The organism is Ruegeria sp. H8, from assembly GCF_056532905.1.
Genome location: NZ_JBQFNY010000002.1, coordinates 235749 through 258170 on the forward strand (window position 1 = coordinate 235749; position 22422 = coordinate 258170).

Sequence of the window (22422 nt, forward strand, 5' to 3'; positions counted from 1 at the left end):
CATGGATCTGCTGACACAGGACGAATACAAATCCATCGCCGCGGGCCTGACCCTGCCGACCGGGGCGTTCATCGACGGAGCATTCCGCCCGGCGATCTCGGGTGAGACGTTTGCAACCGTGAACCCGGCCACCGGCGCCAAGCTTGCCGATATCGCATCCTGCGGTGCGGCGGATGTGGATTTTGCAGTCGAAAAAGCGCGTGAGGCCTTCGACGATGGCCGCTGGTCGAAACTGCACCCGTCCGAGCGCAAGGACGTGCTGATCCGGTTGGCCAAGCTGATAACCCGCAATGCCCGCGAACTGGCGGTGATGGAAAGCCTCGACAGTGGCAAGACCATCTATGACTGTGAAACCGTGGACGTGCCCGAAACCATCCACTGCCTGAAATGGCATGCCGAGGCGATCGACAAGATCTACGATCAGGTCTCACCTGCCAGCGACGACCATATCGCCATGGTCCTGCGTGAGCCGATCGGGGTCGTGGGGCTGGTGCTGCCATGGAACTTCCCCCTGCTGATGCTGGCGTGGAAGATCGGGCCGGCACTGGCGGCGGGATGTTCAGTGGTTGTGAAACCCGCGGCTGAAACCACACTGACCGCGCTGCGTATGGCCGAACTGGCGATGGAGGCTGGCCTTCCCCGCGGCGTGCTGAACATCGTGCCGGGTGGCGGTGCCGACGTGGGCGAACCCATCGGGCGGCACATGGATATCGACATGGTGTCCTTCACCGGCTCGACGGTGACGGGCAAACGTTTCCTGACCTATTCGGCGGAAAGCAACGCCAAGGAAGTGGTGCTTGAGATGGGCGGCAAGAACCCTGCCATCGTCATGGACGACGCCGAAAACCTAGACCGGGTGGCGGCGCATGTGGTGAACGGTGCGTTCTGGAACATGGGCGAGAACTGCTCGGCCTCGTCGCGCCTGATCGTGCACAAAGACGTGAAAGCCGAACTGCTGGACCGCATCGCGCATCACGCCAAACAGTGGAACATCGGCGACCCGCTGGATCCTGAAACCCGCATGGGCGCGCTGGTCAGCGAAGGGCATTACAACAAGGTCTGCGGATATCTCGATCAGGCCCAGAACGTGGTGATAGGCGGCAAGGCCGATAAAGGCTTCGTCGAGGCCACCGTCGTCGAAGTGCCGGGCAATGACGCCGTGCTCGCCCGAGAGGAGATCTTCGGCCCGGTCCTGTCGGTGATCGAAGTGTCGGGCTTTGACGAGGCCATCAAGATCGCCAATGACACCGACTATGGCTTGTGTGCCTCGATCTTCACCGCCAACGCCAAACGGGCCATTCGCGGCGCGCGGGCGATCCGGGCGGGCACCGTGACCGTCAACAGCTTTGGCGAAGGCGACATCACCACGCCGTTTGGCGGGTTCAAGCAATCGGGCTTTGGCGGGCGCGACAACTCGATCCATGCGCATGATCAGTACACCCAGCTGAAAACCATCTGGATCGATCTTGCAGACGATGCCGACGAGGCCGTGGATTGACACGATACGAGACCAAAAGACTGCCGCGGCAGACCGGTCCGGCGGGCTGGAATGCCATCCTGCCGCCCCAGGAGCCTCTGCCGGTGCTCGAACAGGACCTGACCGCCGACATCACCATTGTCGGCGGAGGGTTTGCCGGGCTGACGGCGGCGCGGCGATTGCACCAACTGGACCCTTCGCTGAAGATCGCCCTGTTGGAAGCGGGCCGATTTGCCGATGGTTCGGCGGGGCGGAATTCGGGATTCATGATCGACCTGCCGCATGATCTGGCCTCGGACAATTACGCAGGCGATGAGCTGGAAGCGGATCGCGCCGCCATTGCCCTGAACCGCAAGGCCATCGCTTTCGCGACCGAGGTCGCCGCCGATTGCGACCTGCCACAGGAAATGTTCGACCCTTGCGGAAAATACAATGCTGCCGCCACACGGGCAGGAGACGCCCATAACCGCGCCTTCGCCGAGCATCTGACCAAACTGGGTGAGCCGCACACGCTGTATGACCAAAAGCAGATGCAAGAGATCACGGGCAGCCCGCATTATGTTTCGGGGCTGTTTGCGCCGGGGACGGTGATGATCCAGCCCGCAGCCTATGTACGGGCGTTGTCGGGTCAACTGGCTGGCCAAGTTAACGTATTCGAGAACTCACCAGTCGTCAGCTTTGAAAAGCAGGGCGCGGGCTGGGTGGTCAACACCGCCAAGGCCAAAGTCAGCACCGGGCGGATCGTTCTGGCCAACAATGGCCATCTGGAAAGCTTCGGATTTTACCAACGGCAATTGATGCATATCTGCCTCTACGCCTCGATCACGACCTCGCTGACCGAGGCACAGATCAAGACACTGGGCGGGCAACCGCGCTGGTCGGTCACCCCGGCGGATCCGATGGGCACCTCGGTCCGGCGTATTTCGGGCAGCTACGGGGATCGCATTCTGATCCGCACCGGATCCAGTTTTCACCCGACGATCGAAACCAGCCGGATGCGGTTGCGCAATGCCGGCTGGGTGCATGACCGGAAGTTCCGGGAACGCTTTCCGCATCTGTCGGATGTCCGGATGGAGCATCGCTGGGCCGGGATGCTATGCCTCAGCCGCAACGGATCCGCAGCGTTCGGCGAATTGGAAGACGGTGTGTTCTCTGCCTGCTGTCAGAATGGTCTGGGCATCGCCCGAGGCACCCTGCAAGGCATGGGCATCGCAGAGCTGGCGCTGCAAGGCGGATCAGAGATCGCGGATCACTTTCTGGCGCAGCCGGACCTTCCGCGATTGCCGCCCGAGCCTTTCGCCTCGCTTGGGGCGAACAGCTATCTGATCTGGAAAGAATGGCGGTCCGGCAAGGAATGACGTGTGGGCGTCAGGGCAAGCTCAGCTTGGCCATGCGCCCACCGTCCACCGTATAGACCTGCCCGGTGATGAAACCCGCATCCCCGGACGCCAGAAACGCGACGAGCGCGGCAACTTCTTCAGACCGCCCTGTTCGGGCCACCGGGTGGATCTTGGCGATGTCGCGACGGAATGCGGACGGGTCGGGCATGGATTCGATGAAATCCTCGTTCAACTCGGTATCGATCCAACCGGGCGCGACGGCGTTGCAGCGGATACCTTCGCCCCCGTGATCCACGGCGACGGCGCGGGTCAGGCCGTGCAACCCTGCCTTTGATGCGCAATAGGCGGCGTGACCGGGATTGCTGCCCAGGCCTTCGATGGATCCGGTGTTGACGATTGTGCCCTTTGTGTCGCGCAGATGCGGCAGCGCGGCTTTGATCATCAGGAACGGGGCGGTCAGGTTCACCGTCAGGTTGAGATGCCAGTCCTCAAGGCTCATTCCCTCGACCGAGGCTTCCTGCATCATGCCCGCGTTGTTGACCAGCACGTCCAGACGCCCGGCTTTCGCGATCACTTCGCCGACCACCTGTGCCGGGCTGTCGGGAAGGGTGAAATCTGCAGCGATGCCGTGAAATTCGGTGTCCTCACCACGTTGGGCGGTAAAGACCCGTGCGCCTTCGTCGTGCAAACGCCGGGCAATGGCCTTGCCGATGCCGCTGCGCCCGCCGGTGACCAGTGCCACCTTTCCGTCGAACCGTTTCATGATACCGGTTTTCCTCCGTTGACCTCGACGAGCGTGCCGCAAACATAACGCGACGCGTCCGAGACAAGGAACATGATGACATCGGCGATGTCATCGGGCTCGGCGATCCGGCCCAACGGCACGGTCCGGCCCAGTTCGGCCACGGCTGTATCGGGGTCAAAGCCGCGCTTTTCAAAGCCTGATCGCAGCATCGGGGTATTCACCTCGTTCGGGCAAACGGCGTTGATGCGGATACCCTGATGGGCGTGATCCATGCCCATGCACTGGGTCAGGGACGCGATGGCCGCCTTGGTCATGCAATAGACCGCATGATTGGGGCCGGGGCGCAGCCCCCAGCAGGACGCGGTGTTGACGATGGCCCCGCCGCCGGCGTCCGCCATGATCGGAATTGCCGCACGGCAAATGCGGAACGGGGCTTCGACATTGACACCCAGCGACAAGGACCAATCCGCATCAGACGTATCCGTGACCGACCCGCGCGTGATGACGCCCGCATTGTTGATCACGATGTCAAGCCCGCCCAATGCGGACGCCGCTGCGCCGGGCAGCTGGTCTGCATATTCGGGAACAAGCAGATCACCGGGCAGATGTGCCTCGGCCTCGATGGCATCGACAACCCGGTCGGCGACGGCGACCCGCGCCCCGGCGTTGCGCAGGCGTTGAACGATTGACGCCCCGATGCCGCCAGCCGCGCCAGTGACCAGAGCCGATTTTCCTTTCAGGTTCATAACGTCATCCATTTTTCAGAACGATGCGACAGGTGTGCCGAGCAGGCTTTCATCAGGAACCACGCCCAGCCCCGGCCCGGTTGGCAGCGCGATATGCCCGCCCTCGATCCGGATGCCGTTTTCAGGATCGTAGTTGCCTTCGATATATGGCGCAGCCAGCCAGACGCCTTCCAGCAGGTCGGGCCGAACGGTTGCACCGATATGGGTACATGCAGCGGCGATGATGTCCCCGCCCCAGCTGTCATCGCAGGTATGGGGCAGGTTGCTCGCCTCGCAGATGTCGCGGAAGGCGCGCATCGGATGCAGGCCGCCGATGCGGGTGACCTTCATGCCGAACCCGTCGACCAGACCGGTGCCCGCAGCCGAGATCACGGTGTTCAGGCTGGTGCTGTTTTCATCCATATAGATGCCATGCGTGACCTGAGGCCGGATCTTCCTGAGATCTTCGATTGTGTTGCAGGGCTGTTCCATGATGAAGGGGATTTCGGGGCACTCGCGGCTGACCCGCAGGGCGTCTCGTGTGGTCCAGCCCCGGTTGCCGTCAACGGCCAGAGGCATACCCGATCCTTTGACCACGTCCCAAACCTTTCGAATGGTTTCGATGTCGACCTCGACCGGGCGGCCTCCGACCTTGATTTGCAGACGCGGGTAGCCTTCGGCCATTTTCTCGGCAGCCAGTTTCGCGATGTCGTCGGGTGCACCGACGCCCGTGGCAAAATAGGACGGCACCTTGTCCGAAACCGCTCCGCCCAGTAAATCGGAAACCGGAACGCCCAAATGTTTGCCAAGCAGGTCGTGCACCGCAATGTCGATGGCGGCCTTGGCATAACCATGACCGTTCAACAGCCCATCCATCCGGCGATGCAAGGCCAGAGGCAGGACCTCTGTTCCGATCAGGCCCGGGGCCATTTCGACCAGAGCGGCGCGCGCCCCGGCGGCGTGCGCCTCGGCATAGGTCGGGCCAACCGGGCAGGTCTCGCCCCAGCCGATCAGACCGTTGTCCGACACGATTTTGACCAGCGTGGTGTCCAGCGCCCAGACCCGAGCGTTGGCCATGGTATAGGGCCCGTTTTTGACCGGCAGGTCGTGGCTGTAGATATGCAGTTCGGCGATCTTCATCTTGGCTTACGTGTCTTGACCGGAAAAAAGGGCCCACCCGGATGACGGGTGGGCAAGTACGGGGAGTGTGGATCAGTATGTTTGGTTCAACTCGTCCGCCGCCGGGATTTCCCTTTCGCGGCGGGCGATATAGTCCAGAAGGGCCTCGTTCTTGGCCTCGTCCAGCTTTGGTTCTTCATATTCGGCCAATAGTTTCTGTGCATGTTTCAGGGCGCGTTCGGTGATCTCAACTTCGCCTTCGGCGACCCATTGTTCGATCGAGTTGTTGTCGAACAGCTCCGGCATAAAGAACGCGGTTTGAAAGTTGTCCTGCGTGTGCGGATGACCCAGATAATGCCCGCCGGGCCCTACATCCGGAACCGCTGCCAGGGCCTGATCGAAATCGTGCCACTTTGGACCTTCCGCCATCCGGTAAGCCATCGCGCATTGTTCGGCGTCGACGATGAACTTGGCGACCGAACAATGCATGCCCGCCTCGTTCCAGCCTGCCGAATGCCAGATATAGTTGGCCCCGGCGTGAATGACCGCGCTGAGCGTCGTGGCGGATTCGTACCCGGCCTGTGCATCAAAGGTCTTGGCCCCACCCAGAGTGTTCGAAGTGCGCCACGGTACGTCGTAAAAGCGCGCCATCTGGCCGATCATGAAGTTCATAAGGCTAATCTCGGGCGTGCCCGCCATCGGCGCGCCGGATTTCATCGATACGGTCGACAGGTAATGTCCCCAGATCGCCGGGCAGCCCTTGCGGATCACCTGCGTATAGGCCAGTGCCGAAAGCGCCTCGGCGGTCAGCTGCGCCACGGTCGCGGGCACCGATGCCGGGGTGTTCGCGCCACCCAGAACGAAGGGCGAGCACAGAACCGGCTGATTGCGGCGGCAGAAGGCCCGCATCGCACCCAGCATGGTTTCGTCCCACACCAGAGGGCTGTTGCCGTTACAGTTGCCGGTGGTAACCGGATGATCGTCAATGAACCCTTCGCCGAACAGGATATCGCACATATCCATCACATCCTCGGCATTCCTGGGCGAGGTGGTCATGCCCATGAAGGTCTTGTCCGAGTATTTCATCGACGAATAGGTGATGCGCAGGTGCCGCTGGCTGATCGGGTGGTCGTAGGGTTCGACAATGTGATGGGCCGAGCTGTGCAGCGCCGGCATCATGTGCGACAGCTTGTGGAACATCGCCAGATCATCCAGCGTCGGGTTGCGGCGTACATCGTCCAGATCGCGCAGGAATGGCGCGCCGGTCATCGGCACGAAAATCGCGTGCTTGCCCCCCAGCGCCAGGTTCTTTTTCGGATCGCGCGCATGATAGGTGAACTGCGCCGGAATGGTCGAGATCAGCTCGCGCACCATATTGCGGTCCAGATAGACCAGTTCGCCGTCAACCTTGGCTCCGGCTTTTTTCCAGTCTTCCAGCGCGATGGGGTCGCGGAACTGAACGCCGACGTTTTCCAGAATGTCCATCGCCTCATTGTCGATGCGTTCGACCTGGGTTGCGTCCATGACTTCGCAAACGGGAATGCCTCGGGTCAGGCCCGGCAGCATGTCAAAATTTGGAGCGGTGCGTTGGGCTCGGCGGGCAGAACGTCCGCCGGAACGCGTGGCAGTGCGAGTGGTCAAGGGGCAATCCTCCAATTTTGAAACAAACTGACGGATTCGCGGTGCAACCACCTCTCTGATTGCGATATGTGCTTGCAATAAGCGACACGGGTCATTCCAAATAATTTTGTCCCTGCGTAACGAAAAGACGCCGGGTCATTGTTACCTGTGTGACCTACTTCACAGCCAGGCAAGTGCATACATCTGCAACAGATAAACGCAGGGTTGTTTCAGAAGGCACTCACTCATGCACCACAGAACACAGATGCTGATCGTCGGCGCCGGGTTTGCCGGGCTGACGATGGCGCTTGAGGCACGCAAGCGCGGCATCAAGGATATCGCGATTTTGGAGAAGGCCGATGATATCGGGGGGACATGGCGCGAAAATACCTATCCCGGTGTCGCCTGTGATGTGCCGTCGCATCTGTATTCCATGGCGACCCATCTCAACCCGCATTGGAGCCGCGCATATGCCGGTGGCGCGGAAATCCAAGCTTATCTGCAAAATGTCGCGCGTCGGGAAGGGTTGTATGACCTGTGCCATTTCCGGCAGGAGCTGAAATCGGCCAGGTGGGATGGAACGCGATGGCAAGTTGAAACGATGGATGGCCAGTACTGGTCGGCGCGGTTTCTGGTCTCGGCCATTGGTGCACTTCATTATCCCAGCATCCCGGATATCCCCGGCGCCGACAGTTTTTCGGGGCCCAGTTTCCACTCGGCCGAATGGAATCACGATGTCGATCTGACCGGCAAGCGCGTGGCGGTCGTTGGAACCGGCGCATCCGCCATTCAGTTTGTACCCGAGATCGCCAAGATTGCAGGCCACGTCACGATCTTTCAACGCAGTGCGCCTTACGTGATGCCGCGTCCGGATGGTCCGATTGCGCCCTGGGTGCGCAGCCTTTACGCCCGGTTTCCCATTTTGCCCCGCATTCGGCGCAAGCTGATATTCATGATCTTCGAATTTCGCCACCGCGTGTTTCGCGGTGAGGAACGCGCGGTGAATTTTGCCTTGAAAATGTGGCGAAAGGCATTGGAGCGCGCCATCACCGATCCGGCCGAACGGCGGATTCTGACCCCCGACTACCAGATCGGCTGCAAACGTATCCTGAGTTCGAACGATTGGTACCCGACCCTGGCCCGCGACAATTTCCGCGTTGTTCCGAAGGGCGTCGCTCGAATCGAAGGTGACACGGTCATCGCGGCGGATGGCACCCGGACCAAGGCGGATGTTTTGATCTGGGGCACCGGGTTTCACGTAACCGACGTGGTCGAGCGTCTGGACATTACCGGTACAGACGGGCTGACGCTGCGCTCTGCCTGGTCGGATGGCATGTGCGCGCATTTGGGTACCGCAGTTGCGGGTTTTCCAAATTTCTTCCTGCTTCTGGGGCCTCATACCGGGCTGGGGCACAACTCGGTCGTGCTGATGATCGAGGCCCAGGTTGGCCACATCGGCCGGGTCCTGAGCGAGATGCAGCGCGAAGGGCTGTCCGCAATCACTCCTGACGCCGCAAAACAGGCGGCGTTCACGCGGGAAATGCACAGCCGCCACGCGGACGGCGTCTGGCAGGCCGGAGGTTGTACATCCTGGTACATGGATGCGGAAGACCGAAACACGACCTTGTGGCCCGGCACCGTTGCCGAGTTTCAGAAACGCATGGCACAATCAGGGTTGGAGCAATACAGACCCGCCGCCCTTGGCAAGGGAGAAAACTGAATGACAACCGTTCTGATCGTAATCGCCGTTTTTGTTGCCTTCCTGTTTGTCATGAACCTGTGGACACGGAAGATTACCCGCCGCGGTCTTGAAACCGTGCCGCAGCTAGGTCAGATCACACCCGTTCGCGGCGGCAGCATCCACTATGTGGAAAAGGGAAACCCCGAGGCGCAGACCATCGTTATGATCCACGGCTTGGCCGGGCAGTTACAGCACTTTACCTATGCGCTGGTGGATCTTCTGGCCGACGATTACCACGTTATCGCGCTGGACCGGCCGGGATGCGGGTATTCAACGCGCGATACGGCCGAGCTGGCGCAATTGCCCCACCAGGCTGGCATGATTGCCGAGTTTCTGGACAAAAAAGGCGTGGACCGCGCCGTTCTGGTCGGCCATTCACTGGGGGGCGCGGTTTCACTGGCGATGGCACTGGATCATCCGGCTCGGGTCGCCGGTCTGGCGCTGCTGGCGCCGCTGACGCATAAACTGTCCGAAACCCCGGCGATCTTCAAACCGCTTGAGATCGGCTCCGAATGGATGCGCAGCCTGATCGGCAACACGCTCGCCGTTCCCCTTGCGTCCAAAACCGCGCCGCACACGTTAAGTGCCGCGTTTGACCCGGAAACCCCGCCTGATGACTTTCTGGACCGGGCAGGTGGCGCGCTTGGCCTGCGACCTTCCGCCTTTGTCACGGCCTCTCAGGACGTTGCCGGCGTCGATGCCAGTATCAACGCGCAGGTCGCGCGCTATCCGAATCTGACCGTCCCAGGGGGCATCTTGTATGGCCGCCAAGACGCGATACTGTCGCCGCCGCTGCACGGGCCGACAATGACCGAATTCGGGTTGAGTTACGAAGAGCTGGACGGGTTCGGCCACATGATTCCGATCACAGAGCCCGAAATCTGTGCCGCCTTCATCCGCAGGATGACCGAAGCGACCACATCCCCCCAGACATCCTTGCAGGACAAGCCATCAGAGCAGGCGTGAAAGAAATCTTGAGGTTGGTTGATTTCCCTCTTGACCCTCCCGGGCCCCTCGCTTAAATCGCCTCTCACTCAAGGCGGAGTAGCTCAGTTGGTTAGAGCAGCGGAATCATAATCCGCGTGTCGGGGGTTCAAGTCCCTCCTCCGCTACCAAATCTCTCAAGTCCAACATCTGATTTCAGAAGCAATTCATGTTCTGTCTTTAGGTTGCCCTGCCATCATTACCACCACTTGGGTTTTCAAAACCAATTGGAAGGAAAAATGATTCAAAATGGATCACTTAAGGAATCCAGTAGCGTAGTGCTCGGTGTGGATTATCAAGCTGCTGGTTTGGCGGTAGCGCTGGACAACGCGATTTTCCTCGACAACTGCAAGCTGCAAGACGTACACCTCCAAGCTTTAGAGGCCTCGGACGGCATAGAAAAAGCGTTGTACAGATCCACGGACGTGCTCCTCGACCAGATATGATCTTTCGATCTGGCAATCTATTGGGCAATGACAACTGATGAACGTCCACAACTGGTGAAGAACGGATAGAAGAAAGAGCCCGGACAGAGCCAAGGATAACTCGCGGCGATCTATGAATGAGCACAAGTTTTGTCGGCCCATTATCCGTGCGGCAGGACTTGTTGAAGTTTTTCATTGCTGAGATTGACGCAGCCGCTGCGAAATTTCACCTTGTCCGCGCTTTCCCTTTTCACCCAGCGGAACTGAACGTCCGAACTGTGCCGTTTGCGACTTGCTGCGCGAGGATGGAAGAAAATGTCGCAAAGGCAGTTAGTGGCTCATCCCGCCTTACACACAGCACTTCGGATGGGTGGGACGCCAACATAGCTTCAGTTTCCTCAACGATGGTGATTGGCCTTCAGTCTTCGCAAGAGCAAGAAGACCGAGTGTTGTCAGCGCAGGAAAACCCGAGGGGAAAAGAACCGTTCACGCGAGTGTCAACCGCTCTCTTCCTCGGATCCTCTTACTTGTAGTCTTCAGTATCGTAGCAAGGTAATGGTCTGGCAGGGTCTTTGCGCGAAACTAGTCACTTTCGTATTCGAGAAGATCTTCATAAGAGTAAACCGATGAGATTTCCCCTTCCAAACCCGGAACGAAACCAGGGTCTTTTGGCAAGCATCCGATATCGCAGATTTGTCTCACTTCCATTCGCTCCGTATCGACGTACCACAAACGTCCACCCGGAGTTGACACAAAGCCGTCGATGCCCTCGTCTTCATCGGCCTCAATGTCTGCAACGCTTGGAACTTCCGAACTATATTCCGGGTCGAACCTCCCGTGCGTGTGGTAAGATAAAACAAGCACCAAACCATTTTCTGCTTGATCCCAAACGCAGCTTTTGTTGTCGCCACGTTGAGCAGGAGTAGCAACAAGTTTCCCGGCCGGATCATATGCAAGGTAGCCGCAATACTCTGTGTTATTGTTGAAAGAAATACCCTGTAGGCTAGACAGTGTCGCTTTCGCTACGCTGATTTCTTCCTGTGATTGGGCCAGGGTGGCCGCGGGTGGCCAGAGTATCAAGACAACTAAGGTATAGCGAAGGCGGCGTGCGGCTTCACATTTGCCTTCTGCGAGACCAAGTTGACGAGCCGCAAAAAGAAGGCAAAGTCCTGACAACGCAATAATGCTAAACTCGATCATGTTTTGCTCCTTATTATGAACTTATTAAAGCAGCGCTAACGCTGTAGGGATAGCCTGAAGAAAGGTGCCAACTGCGACAAAGGCAATCCATCCATCGCTGTTGCATACTCTTGGACATCGTTTTGCGCCTTCCCTGTGTTTTCCAGTCCGCCTTATCGTTCGACACTAATCTATCTGCGTTGTCTTCGGTCGCTTAGGCCGCTGCGTGTACAGCGAATAAGCCGCTCTACCTGCCGCTATCAACGTTACCGTGGAACCAAACAACGTTAACAACGGCGACCTGTTTCAACCATAAATCTCAAGCCGTTCCGCTCCGTTAGTCTTTTCGAAAGAACCGGTGCAGCAGCATAGGCCAACAACACCCAACACAACCAATTGCTCGCAACCTGTGCGTTTCAGGGACAGCCAAACAAAAAACCGCTATGAAGGCGAATGCGAGCAGACAAACAAACGCGGCCACCCAAAAAACATCAAGTAAATCCTGCATCTAAGTTGCTCCAATTCTTTGCAAACGGAAGCACTATGCCGATGATCCGGTCTGTCGTGCTGCGCAAAGTGTTTGCAAGATTGATCCGATCAGCCAGCAGCGGCGTACACCTGTCACCCCGAACACTTGCCCCGCGCTTGCTCTTATCCCTCAGCAGCGCGGGTTTTTTCTTGCCTGCGGCGCTACGACACGGGGCCGGTTCAGGCCACAACGCTACATCCTTTTTACTACCACCCTTCGGGGGGCCCGCGTTGCTCTTGTCCCCTCTAGCTTGCTTGCAGCGCGGGTCTATTTCAGGCGTGATGTGAACTTGAAGTATTGAACTGTTTAGACAGCCAGCCCGTCGCTTAGGCCCTCTCCATTAATCACCAAGGTCTCTCTCGCCCAAAATATCTGGGTCTGGTATACCTCCGGCGTGACCCAGATTTTCTCGATTTCGGTTAAACAGTCTCAAAATCTCTTGGCCGGTTTTCGGTTCAAAGCGAAAGACCCCAGTTTTGAACAGCAGAATTACGCAGTTCATCCTTTGGCAAACCACCAGCACACAAGGAAATCACATCAAACTCACGCTCGCTAGATACCCGAAGTCAAATCACTCGTCATTGCCTGTGCTGGACCTAGTAAGCAGGCGTTCTCGGATGGTGCGCCAAGAGTCTGGAACAAGAAACGCAGTTCCGTTGGGAGTTAAATTGTAAATCCGGTACATTAACGCCCTGGGATTCCCTACTGATTTGCGAGCGACTAAATCGAATGCAGCTGGTTCATTGAGCGCTACGCCCTCGTCACCAACGTGAGGCACAGTCAAGAAGTTGTGCGCAATTTCGTGGGAAACTAAGGTGCCGAACGAATTGTCCATTGGAGGGTCCACATTCAGGGTAACACCCGCGATGCTCCCGTTTGGTCCAGATTGGGCACTTCCGCCAAGCGGCATTTCTCCGGGTTGTTGAGTGCGTATTGTCAGGACATGCTCGGCCCGATCCGGCCTGCCAGCAGCAGACTGCTCCTGGTTAAATGCGGCCAAGCGCTGCGCAACGGGAGTCCGATCAGGCCACGCGAAATCAATTGGTATCGGCTCAATTCGGTAGCGCAGCCCGGCTTCCTGATCCCCATCCAGAGGCGCCAAACCTGATCGAATGGGAAAAATTCGAGACAAGTCCTCCAGAGCCTGAAAGAGAATTTCCCATTTCTCTGCAGGAAAGGGAAAGATCTCAACGACAACAAGAATTCGCAGATCCTTCGTCGGATGAAACTGTGGTTGCCCAAGAGACTTTTCGCCGACAAGAGTACCGTTGCGATAAAGCCGCGCAGTAAAACGATGCCGTCCTGGCTTTGAGATTTCCCGACCGCGGATATAGAAGTTGATATTGTCGTCTTCGGCGAAACTCTTGGTATCATTTGAGAATACACCATCACCAATATCACCCGGAATAACTGTTGTCCCAGATGGGCCGGAAATCTCAAGTTCGGCGTAATCAATCCGGGCTGGATTGAAGGGCAACGAATGGATTGGAAGGGAATTCAGATCAAATCCGAGGGCTTTAGACGAATAGTCAGAGTCCGCGTCATCCAAAAGTTCTGATGCCATAACAACTACGGGTGGGCGGCGACCAACAAATATTCTTGCAAGAGTATCTTTACCCGCGACAAGCTCGTAACCGGGGATACCTTGAGTCACCTCAGAACCGAAATCTGACATATCCGCCGGAACTTGCGGCAATGGGGGCCCGCTCTCTTCACACGCCTTAAGAGCCCCCCTTTTTCGCTGAAGCAGTGACAGCGACTGCTTTCTAAATCGAAAAAGCGCAGACTTTTGTATTGGGTCAACAGTGTTTTGAATCTGAATATCGAGAAGTTCAATACTTTGCTCAAGCGTCTCAATTTCATCCCGAATACTTTGACAATGCGCAGACATGCGGCCACCTGAGGAGGTTAGTGTTGAGTAGAACCTGTTCAGAAAATTACTCTAGCACGAAAACCAAAAAAGAGACGAATCTGGCTGGTCGAGAAATGTACTTGCAGGAATAATTCGTTTGTTTGGCAAGTTTAACGCAATGAAAAATAAGTCAAAACAAAAACTTCCCGAAAGACAGGCCTTTGTAGCAGGCACAACGCGTGGAGCGTGACAAAGGTATTTTCTGTACGATCCGGATCCAAGGAGCAGGCATTAGAGGCAGGCTTTTGCTGCGGTTTCAAACTGTTTGCGGTTTTTCGAGCCAGAGAAACGAAAATCCGTTTAACTCCAGATTTGAATTTCCTTCAAATACCTAAAGAATGATTGATAAATCGGCCATTACGCCGCTTGAACGGCTTGGTGGCTTCTCCTGCTGCGAATTCAAACTCCTTTCCGACCGGCTTGCCAGATGCGTTGAGTTCGCGACGTTCTCGATTGCAGGCGCGGATGAACCCGTCGATGCAGATTGGCTTTGACAACTCTTTCCCTAGTTCCCCTGGCAGGGCGTGCCCGTTCTTGTCGATGCAAACCTTCCCATTGTTTTTGCAGGAGCCTCTCTCTTCGGTCGTCGAGCAACGGATGGCCGTCACCGTCAGGATCAGTTTGTCCAAGGTCTGATTTTGAAACTGCGCGTTTCAGCCGTTCGCTTTCATTCTTAAGCGGTTCCAGTTCCTTATATTGATCAACACCCATTCCACCGTTCTTGTTACTTCAGCGGTGGTGGGGCTGTTAAGCGCCGACAATCTGCCTGATTGCATCAAGACGGGACATGCCGTGCCCCAGATTCCTCAATGCAACCATGGACCAGATCAGTTGGGTAGGCTCAGTCAACTACGACAAACTATTCCAAACAGCGGCCGTTCAGAAAATTATAGATTGGAACAGGTTTGCCCACAAAGTGGCCGGTTGGCGTTTGTGCAGAGTCTCTAAAAATAAGATGTCTTTTCCATGCAACGCGTTATGCGTTACGAATAGACATGAACGGGAACCGCAGACTTTCCGCAGTACTCTCGGCCGATGTAGTAAACTACTCGGGTCAGATAAAGGCGGATGAGAACAGGACTCTCAGCGAACTCCGTGTCCTGCGTCGAGAGTTGTTCGATCCATTGGTAAGTGATCATCGCGGCAATATCGTGAAGAGGATGGGCGATGGATGGCTGGTCGAGTTCAGCTCGGTCTCGGACGCAGTGCGGTGCGCCCTCGATCTTCAAAGCCAAGTGTCAGCCCAGTCCTCGCTTAAACTGCGCGTGGGCGTTCATCTGGGAGATGTCGTATTTGACGAAGATGACATCTTCGGCGATGGGATCAACATATCCGCGCGGCTACAAGAGGCTTCCGACGAAGAGGCTGTGTTAATTTCAGATGTCGTCCATCGCAGCCTTGATGAGAGGCTCGCCGAGCAATTTCACCGCGCTGGTGAGCGGCAGTTCAAGAACGCCCCGTCACCAATTGAAGTATTCCAATGGTCGCCACCCGGTTCCGCCCCACCGCGAGTGACTCCAGCCAGTCATTCGAAGTCATTGCTGATCGGCGTTCTACCCTTTGACAATCTTTCTTCTGACCCCGATCAGGAATTCTTTGCCGATGGCATTACCGAAGAGATAATTACCACTCTGTCAAAACTCCCGAACTTACTGGTCGTCGCGCGCAACTCTACGTTCGTCTACAAGGGGCGTTCGGTAGACGTGAAACAAGTTGGACTGGAACAGGGCGTCGATCTTGTTCTCGAGGGAAGTGTCCGCCAAAGCGGTAGTCGTGTGCGAATTACCGCGCAGCTCATCGATGCGAAGTCCGGGATGCACATTTGGGCAGACCGGTTTGATCGCCTGATAGAAGACGTATTCGAGGTTCAGGATGAAATTGCCCTGAGAATTGCGACTGAACTTCAAGTCGAATTACTGGCGGGCGAGATGGCCCGTTTCAGAGGTTCGGGGACTAAACATCTGGATGCCTGGACTGCTCAGCTGCAAGCTGTGGAAGCCTCGCGCAGAATAACTAAGGAAGCACAGGCTGACGCTCGTCGGTTTGCTCAACAGGCAATTTCCCTGGATGCTGGCTACTCTGCGCCATATTGCACTTTGGGGTTCATTTGTACTGTCGAAGCAAGGCATGCCTTCGTAGCAGACCGAAATGCGGCGCTGGCAGAGGCGCGCGAGTGCGCTCGACGCGCTCTGGAGATAGACAGCTACAACCCAGAGGCTCACGCAATTGCGGGTTTCGCGGATGCAATCGACGGTAAACTGGAATCGGCTATCGAGAAGTTCAACAAAGCACTGCAACTAAATCCAAACCACGCTGATGTGGCTGCAAGGCTGTCGATTACATTGGCATTCAATGGGCAGGCAAAAGAAGCGATCCGCGTGGCGCGGCAAGCCATTACTCTCAACCCTCATTATCCGGGCTGGTATGCTGGCGTATTGGGTTTGGCACTTCGGCTCGACGGTCAATATGAGGAAGCCAAGAAGGCATTCACCGAATATGGTCAAAGAGTTGAAGGCTTTGGGCATCTCGACCTCGTTATCGTACATATGGAAACGGATAACGTTGAGGCCGCTCGCGATGAGGCGCGGAATGTGATGAAATACCGTCCTCAGTTTTCCATATCGGACTGGGCAAAAACTCAGCTTTTCTCTGATGCAGAACGTTTGGAGAAAGACTGCGCGTCTCTGCGTCTGGCCGGCTTGCCAGAATAAGTGCCGCGTGGATTTCCGGCAAAGCGATTTTTCCTGGAAAGTGACACCCAACGCATCGGCTATGGGTTCGAAGCTAAAGCCCGACAAATATGACCGATCTTCCGCTCTGGGGAAAAACCTGCATTCCAGTGTTTTACGCGATTGCCTGCTTTATGCGCTTTGCGATGGCAGCTAACAAAATAACAGGGCAGATAAACTGCTGCACGACGACTTCTTCGCCGAACAAAGTTTGACAAATGATAACCTATGGAATGCGTTCAGAATTATACGCATAAGCATGCTCATCGGTTCCGCTCGTAGATCAGGCTTCAAGCTAGGACCTCCCTAGCTGAAAATGCTGTCGCCTTGCTCATCAATGACCTGTTTCGCCTTTGCTATACTAAAGCTTTCGGCCTGTTCCCGACTGTCGAAGACATCCGCCCTGATCACCGTATGTGTCTTTCGATCTCCGTCGATGGTCTTTTCGATACGGGCCATCAGGCGAAATTTGCTGCCCTCGGCCATCAGGTCGGGGAATATCTCGAACCCTTTGTAAGAAACCGGATCCGGCTTGGACTTCTCAACGCCGCCGAAGAGTTTTGAGAAGAGGGACATCGGGTGGCTCCTTTCAACGTTGTTCAGGGCAGAGATTAGCGCCGCTCAAGGCCGGAGTGAAGGGCGTTGCACGGTCGGGTCACTGGTTCCAGGGTTCGGAAGCGCGCACCGTTCAGAGTCACAATGCCCCCAAAAAAGCGGCGAAGGATCCGCCCTTGAAAAGCAACGGCAAACACCGCGCTTGCGTTTCAACAAACCAGCCTACATGTCAGTTTCCCCGATTTACCGATTTGACCTCTCTGAGATGGCATCCGAGCATTAGGAGGCTTGGCCATAGCAAATAGGTCTGAATCTCAACGTTTTCTCCAAAAGTAAGGAGGACAATGGTAAGCAGTAGTCCCAGCGGAAGCTTGCCACGTTCACACTTTATTGCGTCCAGCGTGACGACCCAGAAATGAACTGACAAAGGCACAAGGAACGCTGTAAATCCCGTCAGCCCTTTGACGAATAACAGCCCGTACCAAGTGTGGTGACTGCCGATCGGCATGTATTCAACAAGATGTGCTCCGGGTCTGACTGTGCCATGCCCGAAAACCATTGCATCCGATTGCCACCGTTCATACGCAATGCGCTGCAGAGTTTCGCGCACGCGGGTACTGTCGGCGCGCGCGGATTTGAAGCTGTAGAGGGCTCTGTTCCCGAACTCGACAAAGGCGACACCCCAAACGGCAACGGCTGTTGTGACTGAAGACAATAAGACCCACCCCAAGCTGCGGGCGACAAGGGGCAAGAGGCGGGGTGACATTGAGCAGAACACCAATCCGACTAAACCCATACGGGACTTGGACATCAAGATCATCAGAACACCCGCAGCCACTCCGATGATCTTCCACCTGGCGTGTTTTTCCTCCAACGCAAACAAGACCAAGCAGACACCAAGCAGGGCGGCGAAAGGAGACCAGGGCGCAAAGAACTGCCAACGCGGCGTGCCGCTGGCTGGGTCAATTGTATAAAGGTAGACCGAGAAATATTCGGGTCCCGGACCGCCTACGGCTTTCAGCGGGGACGTAAACAAAAGGTGCGGTAGGCCCACATAGGGGGCGACAGCGAGCAACGGCAAAAGGCACAAGGTCCAGAGGCCCAGAACGCTTTGCCCTCTGACCAGAAGCTCGCGTCGGATTGGCAACACTGCTCCGGCAAGGGTGAACAACGGTATCAGCGCCCAGCCTTTGGCCCATCCGATGCTCGATTTGATCGTTTTGGTTGTGCCTAGGTTCCAATCCGCATGGCCTGCCCAAAGTGAGACCAGCATCACCAGCATGCCTGCGCTCCAGACCCAAACCACGGCAGGCACAGGGCCCGTTGCTTGCATATCCGAGCGGATCACCGGACCGAGATAGAGCGACAACCCAGCCATCGCAGCCAGTGTCCAACCCAGAACCGGGCCGACGACATAAAGCGCGCCAAGCCCGTAGAGTGGCCATGTCCAGATCAGTGTATGCCAGACGATTTTTTCGGCTGGGGTTTGAGGGGAGACGTGCATTATGCAGCGGCCTCTTTCTGGTCCTTCAACAGCTTTGAAATCAATGGGTTTCGGATCCAGGCCAGCGTCAAACCCATCAGCAGCATAAGGCTCGCAGCGATTCCGGCGGCAATCGATATTTTCTTGTTCGGTGAAGATGGGTGTGTCGGCAGCGAAGGATTCTCGAGCACTTGGATCAAGGGGTAGGAGGCATAGACATCGGTCTTTTTCGACTCGGATCGGGCTATGGCAGAGGCGAACACGGCTTCCGCCACGGCGAAATCTCTTTGCCGGTCTTCCAATTCGGCGGCGATGGGTGCGAGGTCTGACAAGCGCAGAGTATCCAGACGGACTTGTTCACGCAGCGTCGCAACATGCTTCTCCAACCCGGCACGCAAGGCGTCTTCGCGCACCAATTCACTTAGCAATTGGGCTCTTTGCCCTTCCGGCGCACGATCCAACCCGCCGAGTTGCTCGACCGCCAGACCAGTCACTTGCGACGCTCGTTGCAAAGCTACTGATCGCGCGCCTTCATAGTCGTTCTGAGCATTCACATAGATCGGGTGGCGTGCTCCGTAGGTCGCATCGGCTTGTGCCAGCTTTGCAGCCCCCACCGACACGTCCTCAAGCAAGGATAGGTACTGAGCATCGGCATAGAGCTTAAGCGTTGCCGCCGCTGCATCAGACGGCAGATCCAACGCGACCTGAAGCGCGGCGACACGTTCAGATTGCCGTGCGAGTTCGCTCTCCTGCGCACGCAATTGCTGCTTTGCACTGTCATTTGCCGCGACCTGCTCTTGGTATTGCGCGACTGATATCAGACCGCTTTGCGACTGCAGTTGCTTGATCTCGCGTCGCGTCGTCTGAATTGCACGGGTGTAGTCTTCAATCGCGCCCGTATTGCTGGCCTCGCGCGTGGCTATTTCGTCGGCGCGCAGGGCGTCAATCTCAGCGAAAAAGGCGACCACTAAGGCGTCACCATATTGCTGTGCATCAGCAGGAGAGGCCGCTTGAAGCTCGATATGAATCAGGCTGGTTTGATCAACCAGTTGTACCCGCGGCTTGCCGAACGCATCCCGATCAGCATCCACAGCCTTTGCAGCCGCATCGAGGATGCGATCTGCCGACAACAGACGTTTGTACGTCTCGGTTGGGCTGATCGACCCATTGGCAAAGGCTGAATTCGCGTAAGAGGACGCCTGACCGATATTGGCCAGATTGACCGATGCCGATGCGCCGGATCCGGGCAGGATAAGTGAGGCGTGGGAGGTGTATTTGACAGGCGCGGTTGCCAGATATCCGCTGATCGGGGCCCAGATGCAACTTGCCCCCAAAAGGAACAGCGCCACATAGCGCGGGAGGCGGCCCGCATCGCTGAGACGACCGCCTTTTACGATGCGACGCCACCCGGGCGATCTGAAGTTGGATCGGGATATGCGCGCCCAATTCAGAAATTGCGTGTCGTGCGTGGATTCAGAGGTGTTCGAAATCTGTTGCGGCATAGAAAAACCCTTTCTTGAAAGGGTGATACACCGCATCCCATCGCTGTTCAGTTGCCCAGCGGGCTAGGGGGTGAGGGGATTGGGAGCGCACCCTATCCCTTCGGATAACGAGGTTTAGAACAATCCAGCTTCGCGCGCCGCCAGGGCGGCCTGTGTTCGGTTGCTGACACCGACTTTACGATAGAGTGTTTTCATATGCAGTTTGATCGTCGGCTCGGACAGGTCCAGATCACGGGCGATTTCCTTGTTGGATTTGCCCTCAGTCAGCCCTTTCAGAACCTGCCGTTCGCGCTCGGTCAGCTTTTGGGCCATGGGATGTGAGTCTTCCGGCTGCTCTGCGTTCATGAACCCCGCAGGAAGGTACTGTTCCCCCATTGCCATAAAGCGGATCGCATTCACCAGGGATTTTGCCGGCAGAGTTTTGGGGACGAAACCAGCAGCCCCAAGTTCCAGCGCGCGTTGCGCCAGATCGCGCGAAGTATCGCCGGTAAACAAGGCCACGTGCTGGGCGCCGTCCAAGGCGATGCAGGTTTCAAGCCCGCTCAACCCGTTCATGCCGGGCATGTTGAGGTCCAGAAGGACCAGATCAAAAGCTCCGTCGTTCTCAATCAAAGATTTCGCGGCGGGAAAATCCGGCGCGGTCTTAACTTCGATCCCACCTGCGGCATCTATGAAGGCGACGAGCGTGTCCAAAATAAGCTCGTGGTCGTCAGCAATAAGAACTTTCATCTCAAATCTCCGTCTTCCCCCAACCACACTTGGATGCGTTAATAAATCATTGAACGCATGGCATGAAGCCTGCCTGAAGGACAGGTAAATATCCAATCGGATAGGTCATAGGGCCGTTTCCTCCACGCTATGTGCTGCGGGGTCGTTTGGATAGACCTATTCTCCGATCCCTCTCCGGATGCTCGCCTATCGGTTGCGCGATCACATTGGCAGTCTGATGACACAGATTGTTATCGTTGATCGGAGAGTTCCATGCAGTTCCTGTCAGTCCAAGATATGTATAAGGGCGCGCAGCCAGCACCCGGACCAACCCTTGAAAAAACCGCGATTTTGGGTTTACCAGTTGTGAATGCCCAATCCGGGCAGGTGATTTCAAAGCTGCTGGACGGGACGCGCCAGACGGTGTTTTTCCTGAATGCACATTGCGCAAACATCCGGGCCCGCAACCTTACCTACCGAGCAGCATTGGCCCGTGCAGATATAATCCTACCTGATGGAATTGGGGTAGAGGTCGCGGCAAAGTTGCAAGGTGTCCGGCTGACCGAGAACCTGAACGGCACCGATTTTGTTCCCAATCTCTTGAAACGGGCCGCACGTCTGGGGCAGTCGGTCTACCTGTTGGGGGGACGTCCTGGAACAGCGCAGGCAGCGGCGGCTCGGTTGCAGCATATGATGCCCGATTTGACCGTGGCTGGTGCGCGCGATGGTTACGAGGGGGCTGCGCGGGTTGACGAGGCGATCGTCGATATCAACCAGTCGGGCGCTGACATTCTGTTGGTTGCAATGGGCGTCCCGCTGCAAGAGCTGTGGATCACGCAAAACCGGCACCGACTAGACCCTCGCATCGCGTTGGGCGTGGGTGCTTTGTTCGACTTCCTTGCCGGCAATGTGCGCCGGGCACCGCGTATCGTTCGCCGCGCCCGGATGGAGTGGGCATGGCGGTTGGCGATGGAGCCGCGCCGTATGGCCCGCAGATACATACAGGGCAATTTTGAGTTCCTCGGGCGTGCCGCACACAATTCTCTTTCTAAGGTCACAGCATGTCGTTTGCTGGACATCACTTTGGCGGCGGTCGCGCTTTCTCTTCTGGCCCTGCCCATGGCAGCAATCGCGGCATTGGTGCGATTGGACAGTCGCGGCCCCGCCTTTTTTCGACAAACACGGATTGGTCGAAACGGGGTACCCTTCACAATGTACAAGTTCCGCTCGATGGCGCAGGACGCCGAAGCGCGGCGTGCAGATCTGCTCGCCCACTCAGATCGTGAGGGCGTGTGTTTCAAAGCCAAGAATGACCCGCGCGTAACCCGCGTAGGGCAGGTTCTTCGCCGGTTTTCGCTGGATGAACTGCCGCAAATCCTCAACGTTCTCAGAGGCGACATGTCGCTGGTTGGCCCGCGCCCGGCTTTGCCCGAAGAGGTCGCCGCGTATCCTGAACAGGCGCTGGAGCGCTTGCAAGTGCGCCCTGGTATCACCGGCCTTTGGCAGGTTTCGGGTCGTGCGGGCGTCGGATTTGACCGCATGGTCGAGCTGGATACGGCCTATGTCCGCTCTCGCTCGCCGCTATTGAACCTCATCCTCATCGCAATGACCGCGCGTGCTGTTGTGTCGGGCAACGGCGCTTACTGATC

The 22422-nt window shown here is 56.9% G+C and carries 18 protein-coding genes and 1 tRNA gene; 8 read left to right on the top strand and 11 right to left on the bottom strand.

Translation table 11 applies throughout. The features are described from left to right. Position 1: 1 nt before the first annotated feature. Positions 2-1498 (top strand): aldehyde dehydrogenase, encoded by a 1497-nt coding sequence (locus ACR0A2_RS07540; RefSeq protein ID WP_480834623.1) that lies wholly within the window; start codon positions 2-4, stop codon positions 1496-1498. Beyond that, positions 1495-2835: an NAD(P)/FAD-dependent oxidoreductase gene (locus tag ACR0A2_RS07545; protein WP_480834624.1), complete on the top strand. Its 1341-nt coding sequence runs from the start codon at positions 1495-1497 to the stop codon at positions 2833-2835. Before ACR0A2_RS07540 ends, ACR0A2_RS07545 begins: the two co-directional genes overlap by 4 nt. Before the next feature lie 10 nt (positions 2836-2845). Here the strand turns inward: ACR0A2_RS07545 and ACR0A2_RS07550 are convergent, their stop codons facing one another. The 4 genes from ACR0A2_RS07550 to ACR0A2_RS07565 form a co-directional block, all read right to left on the bottom strand. Then, the gene (locus ACR0A2_RS07550; protein ID WP_480834625.1) at positions 2846-3580 is read right to left on the bottom strand and encodes an SDR family NAD(P)-dependent oxidoreductase; all 735 of its coding nucleotides are present in this window, start codon (positions 3578-3580) and stop codon (positions 2846-2848) included. Further along, entirely contained in the window at positions 3577-4308 is a 732-nt protein-coding gene (locus ACR0A2_RS07555; protein ID WP_480834843.1) for an SDR family NAD(P)-dependent oxidoreductase, read from the bottom strand. Before ACR0A2_RS07555 ends, ACR0A2_RS07550 begins: the two co-directional genes overlap by 4 nt. A 15-nt stretch (positions 4309-4323) precedes the next feature. After that, positions 4324-5427 (bottom strand): mandelate racemase/muconate lactonizing enzyme family protein, encoded by a 1104-nt coding sequence (locus ACR0A2_RS07560; RefSeq protein WP_480834626.1) that lies wholly within the window; start codon positions 5425-5427, stop codon positions 4324-4326. Positions 5428-5499: 72 nt separating this feature from the next. After that, complete coding sequence (locus ACR0A2_RS07565) at positions 5500-7047, bottom strand: trimethylamine methyltransferase family protein (RefSeq protein WP_480834627.1); 1548 nt, start codon at positions 7045-7047, stop codon at positions 5500-5502. A 226-nt stretch (positions 7048-7273) separates the two neighbouring features. Here ACR0A2_RS07565 and ACR0A2_RS07570 point away from each other — a divergent pair, with 226 nt between their 5' ends. From ACR0A2_RS07570 to ACR0A2_RS07585, 4 genes are all read left to right on the top strand, one after another. Then, complete coding sequence (locus ACR0A2_RS07570) at positions 7274-8746, top strand: flavin-containing monooxygenase (RefSeq protein ID WP_480834628.1); 1473 nt, start codon at positions 7274-7276, stop codon at positions 8744-8746. Continuing rightward, on the top strand, positions 8747-9733 hold the full coding sequence (locus ACR0A2_RS07575) for an alpha/beta fold hydrolase (RefSeq protein ID WP_480834629.1): 987 nt from the start codon (positions 8747-8749) through the stop codon (positions 9731-9733). A gap of 72 nt (positions 9734-9805) precedes the next feature. Further along, positions 9806-9882: transfer RNA gene (locus tag ACR0A2_RS07580), tRNA-Met, on the top strand. Between the two features lie 78 nt (positions 9883-9960). After that, positions 9961-10197: a hypothetical protein gene (locus ACR0A2_RS07585; protein WP_171168771.1), complete on the top strand. Its 237-nt coding sequence runs from the start codon at positions 9961-9963 to the stop codon at positions 10195-10197. A gap of 561 nt (positions 10198-10758) precedes the next feature. Here the strand turns inward: ACR0A2_RS07585 and ACR0A2_RS07590 are convergent. From ACR0A2_RS07590 to ACR0A2_RS07600, 3 genes are all read right to left on the bottom strand, one after another. After that, positions 10759-11376 (bottom strand): DUF4329 domain-containing protein, encoded by a 618-nt coding sequence (locus tag ACR0A2_RS07590; protein WP_152458876.1) that lies wholly within the window; start codon positions 11374-11376, stop codon positions 10759-10761. A gap of 1079 nt (positions 11377-12455) precedes the next feature. Further along, on the bottom strand, positions 12456-13775 hold the full coding sequence (locus tag ACR0A2_RS07595) for a hypothetical protein (RefSeq protein ID WP_480834630.1): 1320 nt from the start codon (positions 13773-13775) through the stop codon (positions 12456-12458). A gap of 344 nt (positions 13776-14119) precedes the next feature. Then, positions 14120-14425, bottom strand: a complete 306-nt coding sequence (locus ACR0A2_RS07600; RefSeq protein ID WP_480445962.1) for a hypothetical protein — start codon at positions 14423-14425, stop codon at positions 14120-14122. Between the two features lie 366 nt (positions 14426-14791). Here ACR0A2_RS07600 and ACR0A2_RS07605 point away from each other — a divergent pair, with 366 nt between their 5' ends. Then, complete coding sequence (locus tag ACR0A2_RS07605; RefSeq protein ID WP_480834631.1) at positions 14792-16507, top strand: adenylate/guanylate cyclase domain-containing protein; 1716 nt, start codon at positions 14792-14794, stop codon at positions 16505-16507. 324 nt (positions 16508-16831) lie between these two features. Here the strand turns inward: ACR0A2_RS07605 and ACR0A2_RS07610 are convergent, their stop codons facing one another. The 4 genes from ACR0A2_RS07610 to ACR0A2_RS07625 form a co-directional block, all read right to left on the bottom strand. After that, the gene (locus ACR0A2_RS07610; protein ID WP_152458872.1) at positions 16832-17101 is read right to left on the bottom strand and encodes an HlyU family transcriptional regulator; all 270 of its coding nucleotides are present in this window, start codon (positions 17099-17101) and stop codon (positions 16832-16834) included. Between the two features lie 208 nt (positions 17102-17309). Continuing rightward, complete coding sequence (locus ACR0A2_RS07615; protein WP_480834632.1) at positions 17310-18584, bottom strand: O-antigen ligase domain-containing protein; 1275 nt, start codon at positions 18582-18584, stop codon at positions 17310-17312. Further along, entirely contained in the window at positions 18584-20065 is a 1482-nt protein-coding gene (locus ACR0A2_RS07620; protein WP_480834633.1) for a GumC domain-containing protein, read from the bottom strand. Before ACR0A2_RS07620 ends, ACR0A2_RS07615 begins: the two co-directional genes overlap by 1 nt. 114 nt (positions 20066-20179) lie before the next feature. Next, positions 20180-20794 carry a LuxR C-terminal-related transcriptional regulator gene (locus tag ACR0A2_RS07625; protein WP_480834634.1) on the bottom strand — a complete coding sequence of 205 codons (615 nt, stop codon included), beginning with the start codon at positions 20792-20794 and terminating at the stop codon, positions 20180-20182. Between the two features lie 345 nt (positions 20795-21139). Between ACR0A2_RS07625 and ACR0A2_RS07630 the strand changes: the two genes are divergently transcribed. After that, positions 21140-22420 (top strand): WecB/TagA/CpsF family glycosyltransferase, encoded by a 1281-nt coding sequence (locus tag ACR0A2_RS07630; RefSeq protein ID WP_480834635.1) that lies wholly within the window; start codon positions 21140-21142, stop codon positions 22418-22420. Positions 22421-22422 lie beyond the last annotated feature (2 nt).

Bases quoted from the DNA above. Each gene is read 5' to 3' on its own strand.
- ACR0A2_RS07610 (WP_152458872.1), bottom strand. From the start codon at position 17,101: ATGTCCCTCTTCTCAAAACTCTTCGGCGGCGTTGAGAAGTCCAAGCCG.
- ACR0A2_RS07540 (WP_480834623.1), top strand. From the start codon at position 2: ATGGATCTGCTGACACAGGACGAATACAAATCCATCGCCGCGGGCCTG.
- ACR0A2_RS07555 (WP_480834843.1), bottom strand. From the start codon at position 4,308: ATGAACCTGAAAGGAAAATCGGCTCTGGTCACTGGCGCGGCTGGCGGC.
- ACR0A2_RS07590 (WP_152458876.1), bottom strand. From the start codon at position 11,376: ATGATCGAGTTTAGCATTATTGCGTTGTCAGGACTTTGCCTTCTTTTT.
- ACR0A2_RS07560 (WP_480834626.1), bottom strand. From the start codon at position 5,427: ATGAAGATCGCCGAACTGCATATCTACAGCCACGACCTGCCGGTCAAA.
- ACR0A2_RS07575 (WP_480834629.1), top strand. From the start codon at position 8,747: ATGACAACCGTTCTGATCGTAATCGCCGTTTTTGTTGCCTTCCTGTTT.
- ACR0A2_RS07605 (WP_480834631.1), top strand. From the start codon at position 14,792: ATGAACGGGAACCGCAGACTTTCCGCAGTACTCTCGGCCGATGTAGTA.
- ACR0A2_RS07550 (WP_480834625.1), bottom strand. From the start codon at position 3,580: ATGAAACGGTTCGACGGAAAGGTGGCACTGGTCACCGGCGGGCGCAGC.
- ACR0A2_RS07615 (WP_480834632.1), bottom strand. From the start codon at position 18,584: ATGCACGTCTCCCCTCAAACCCCAGCCGAAAAAATCGTCTGGCATACA.
- ACR0A2_RS07620 (WP_480834633.1), bottom strand. From the start codon at position 20,065: ATGCCGCAACAGATTTCGAACACCTCTGAATCCACGCACGACACGCAA.
- ACR0A2_RS07595 (WP_480834630.1), bottom strand. From the start codon at position 13,775: ATGTCTGCGCATTGTCAAAGTATTCGGGATGAAATTGAGACGCTTGAG.
- ACR0A2_RS07625 (WP_480834634.1), bottom strand. From the start codon at position 20,794: ATGAAAGTTCTTATTGCTGACGACCACGAGCTTATTTTGGACACGCTC.
- ACR0A2_RS07570 (WP_480834628.1), top strand. From the start codon at position 7,274: ATGCACCACAGAACACAGATGCTGATCGTCGGCGCCGGGTTTGCCGGG.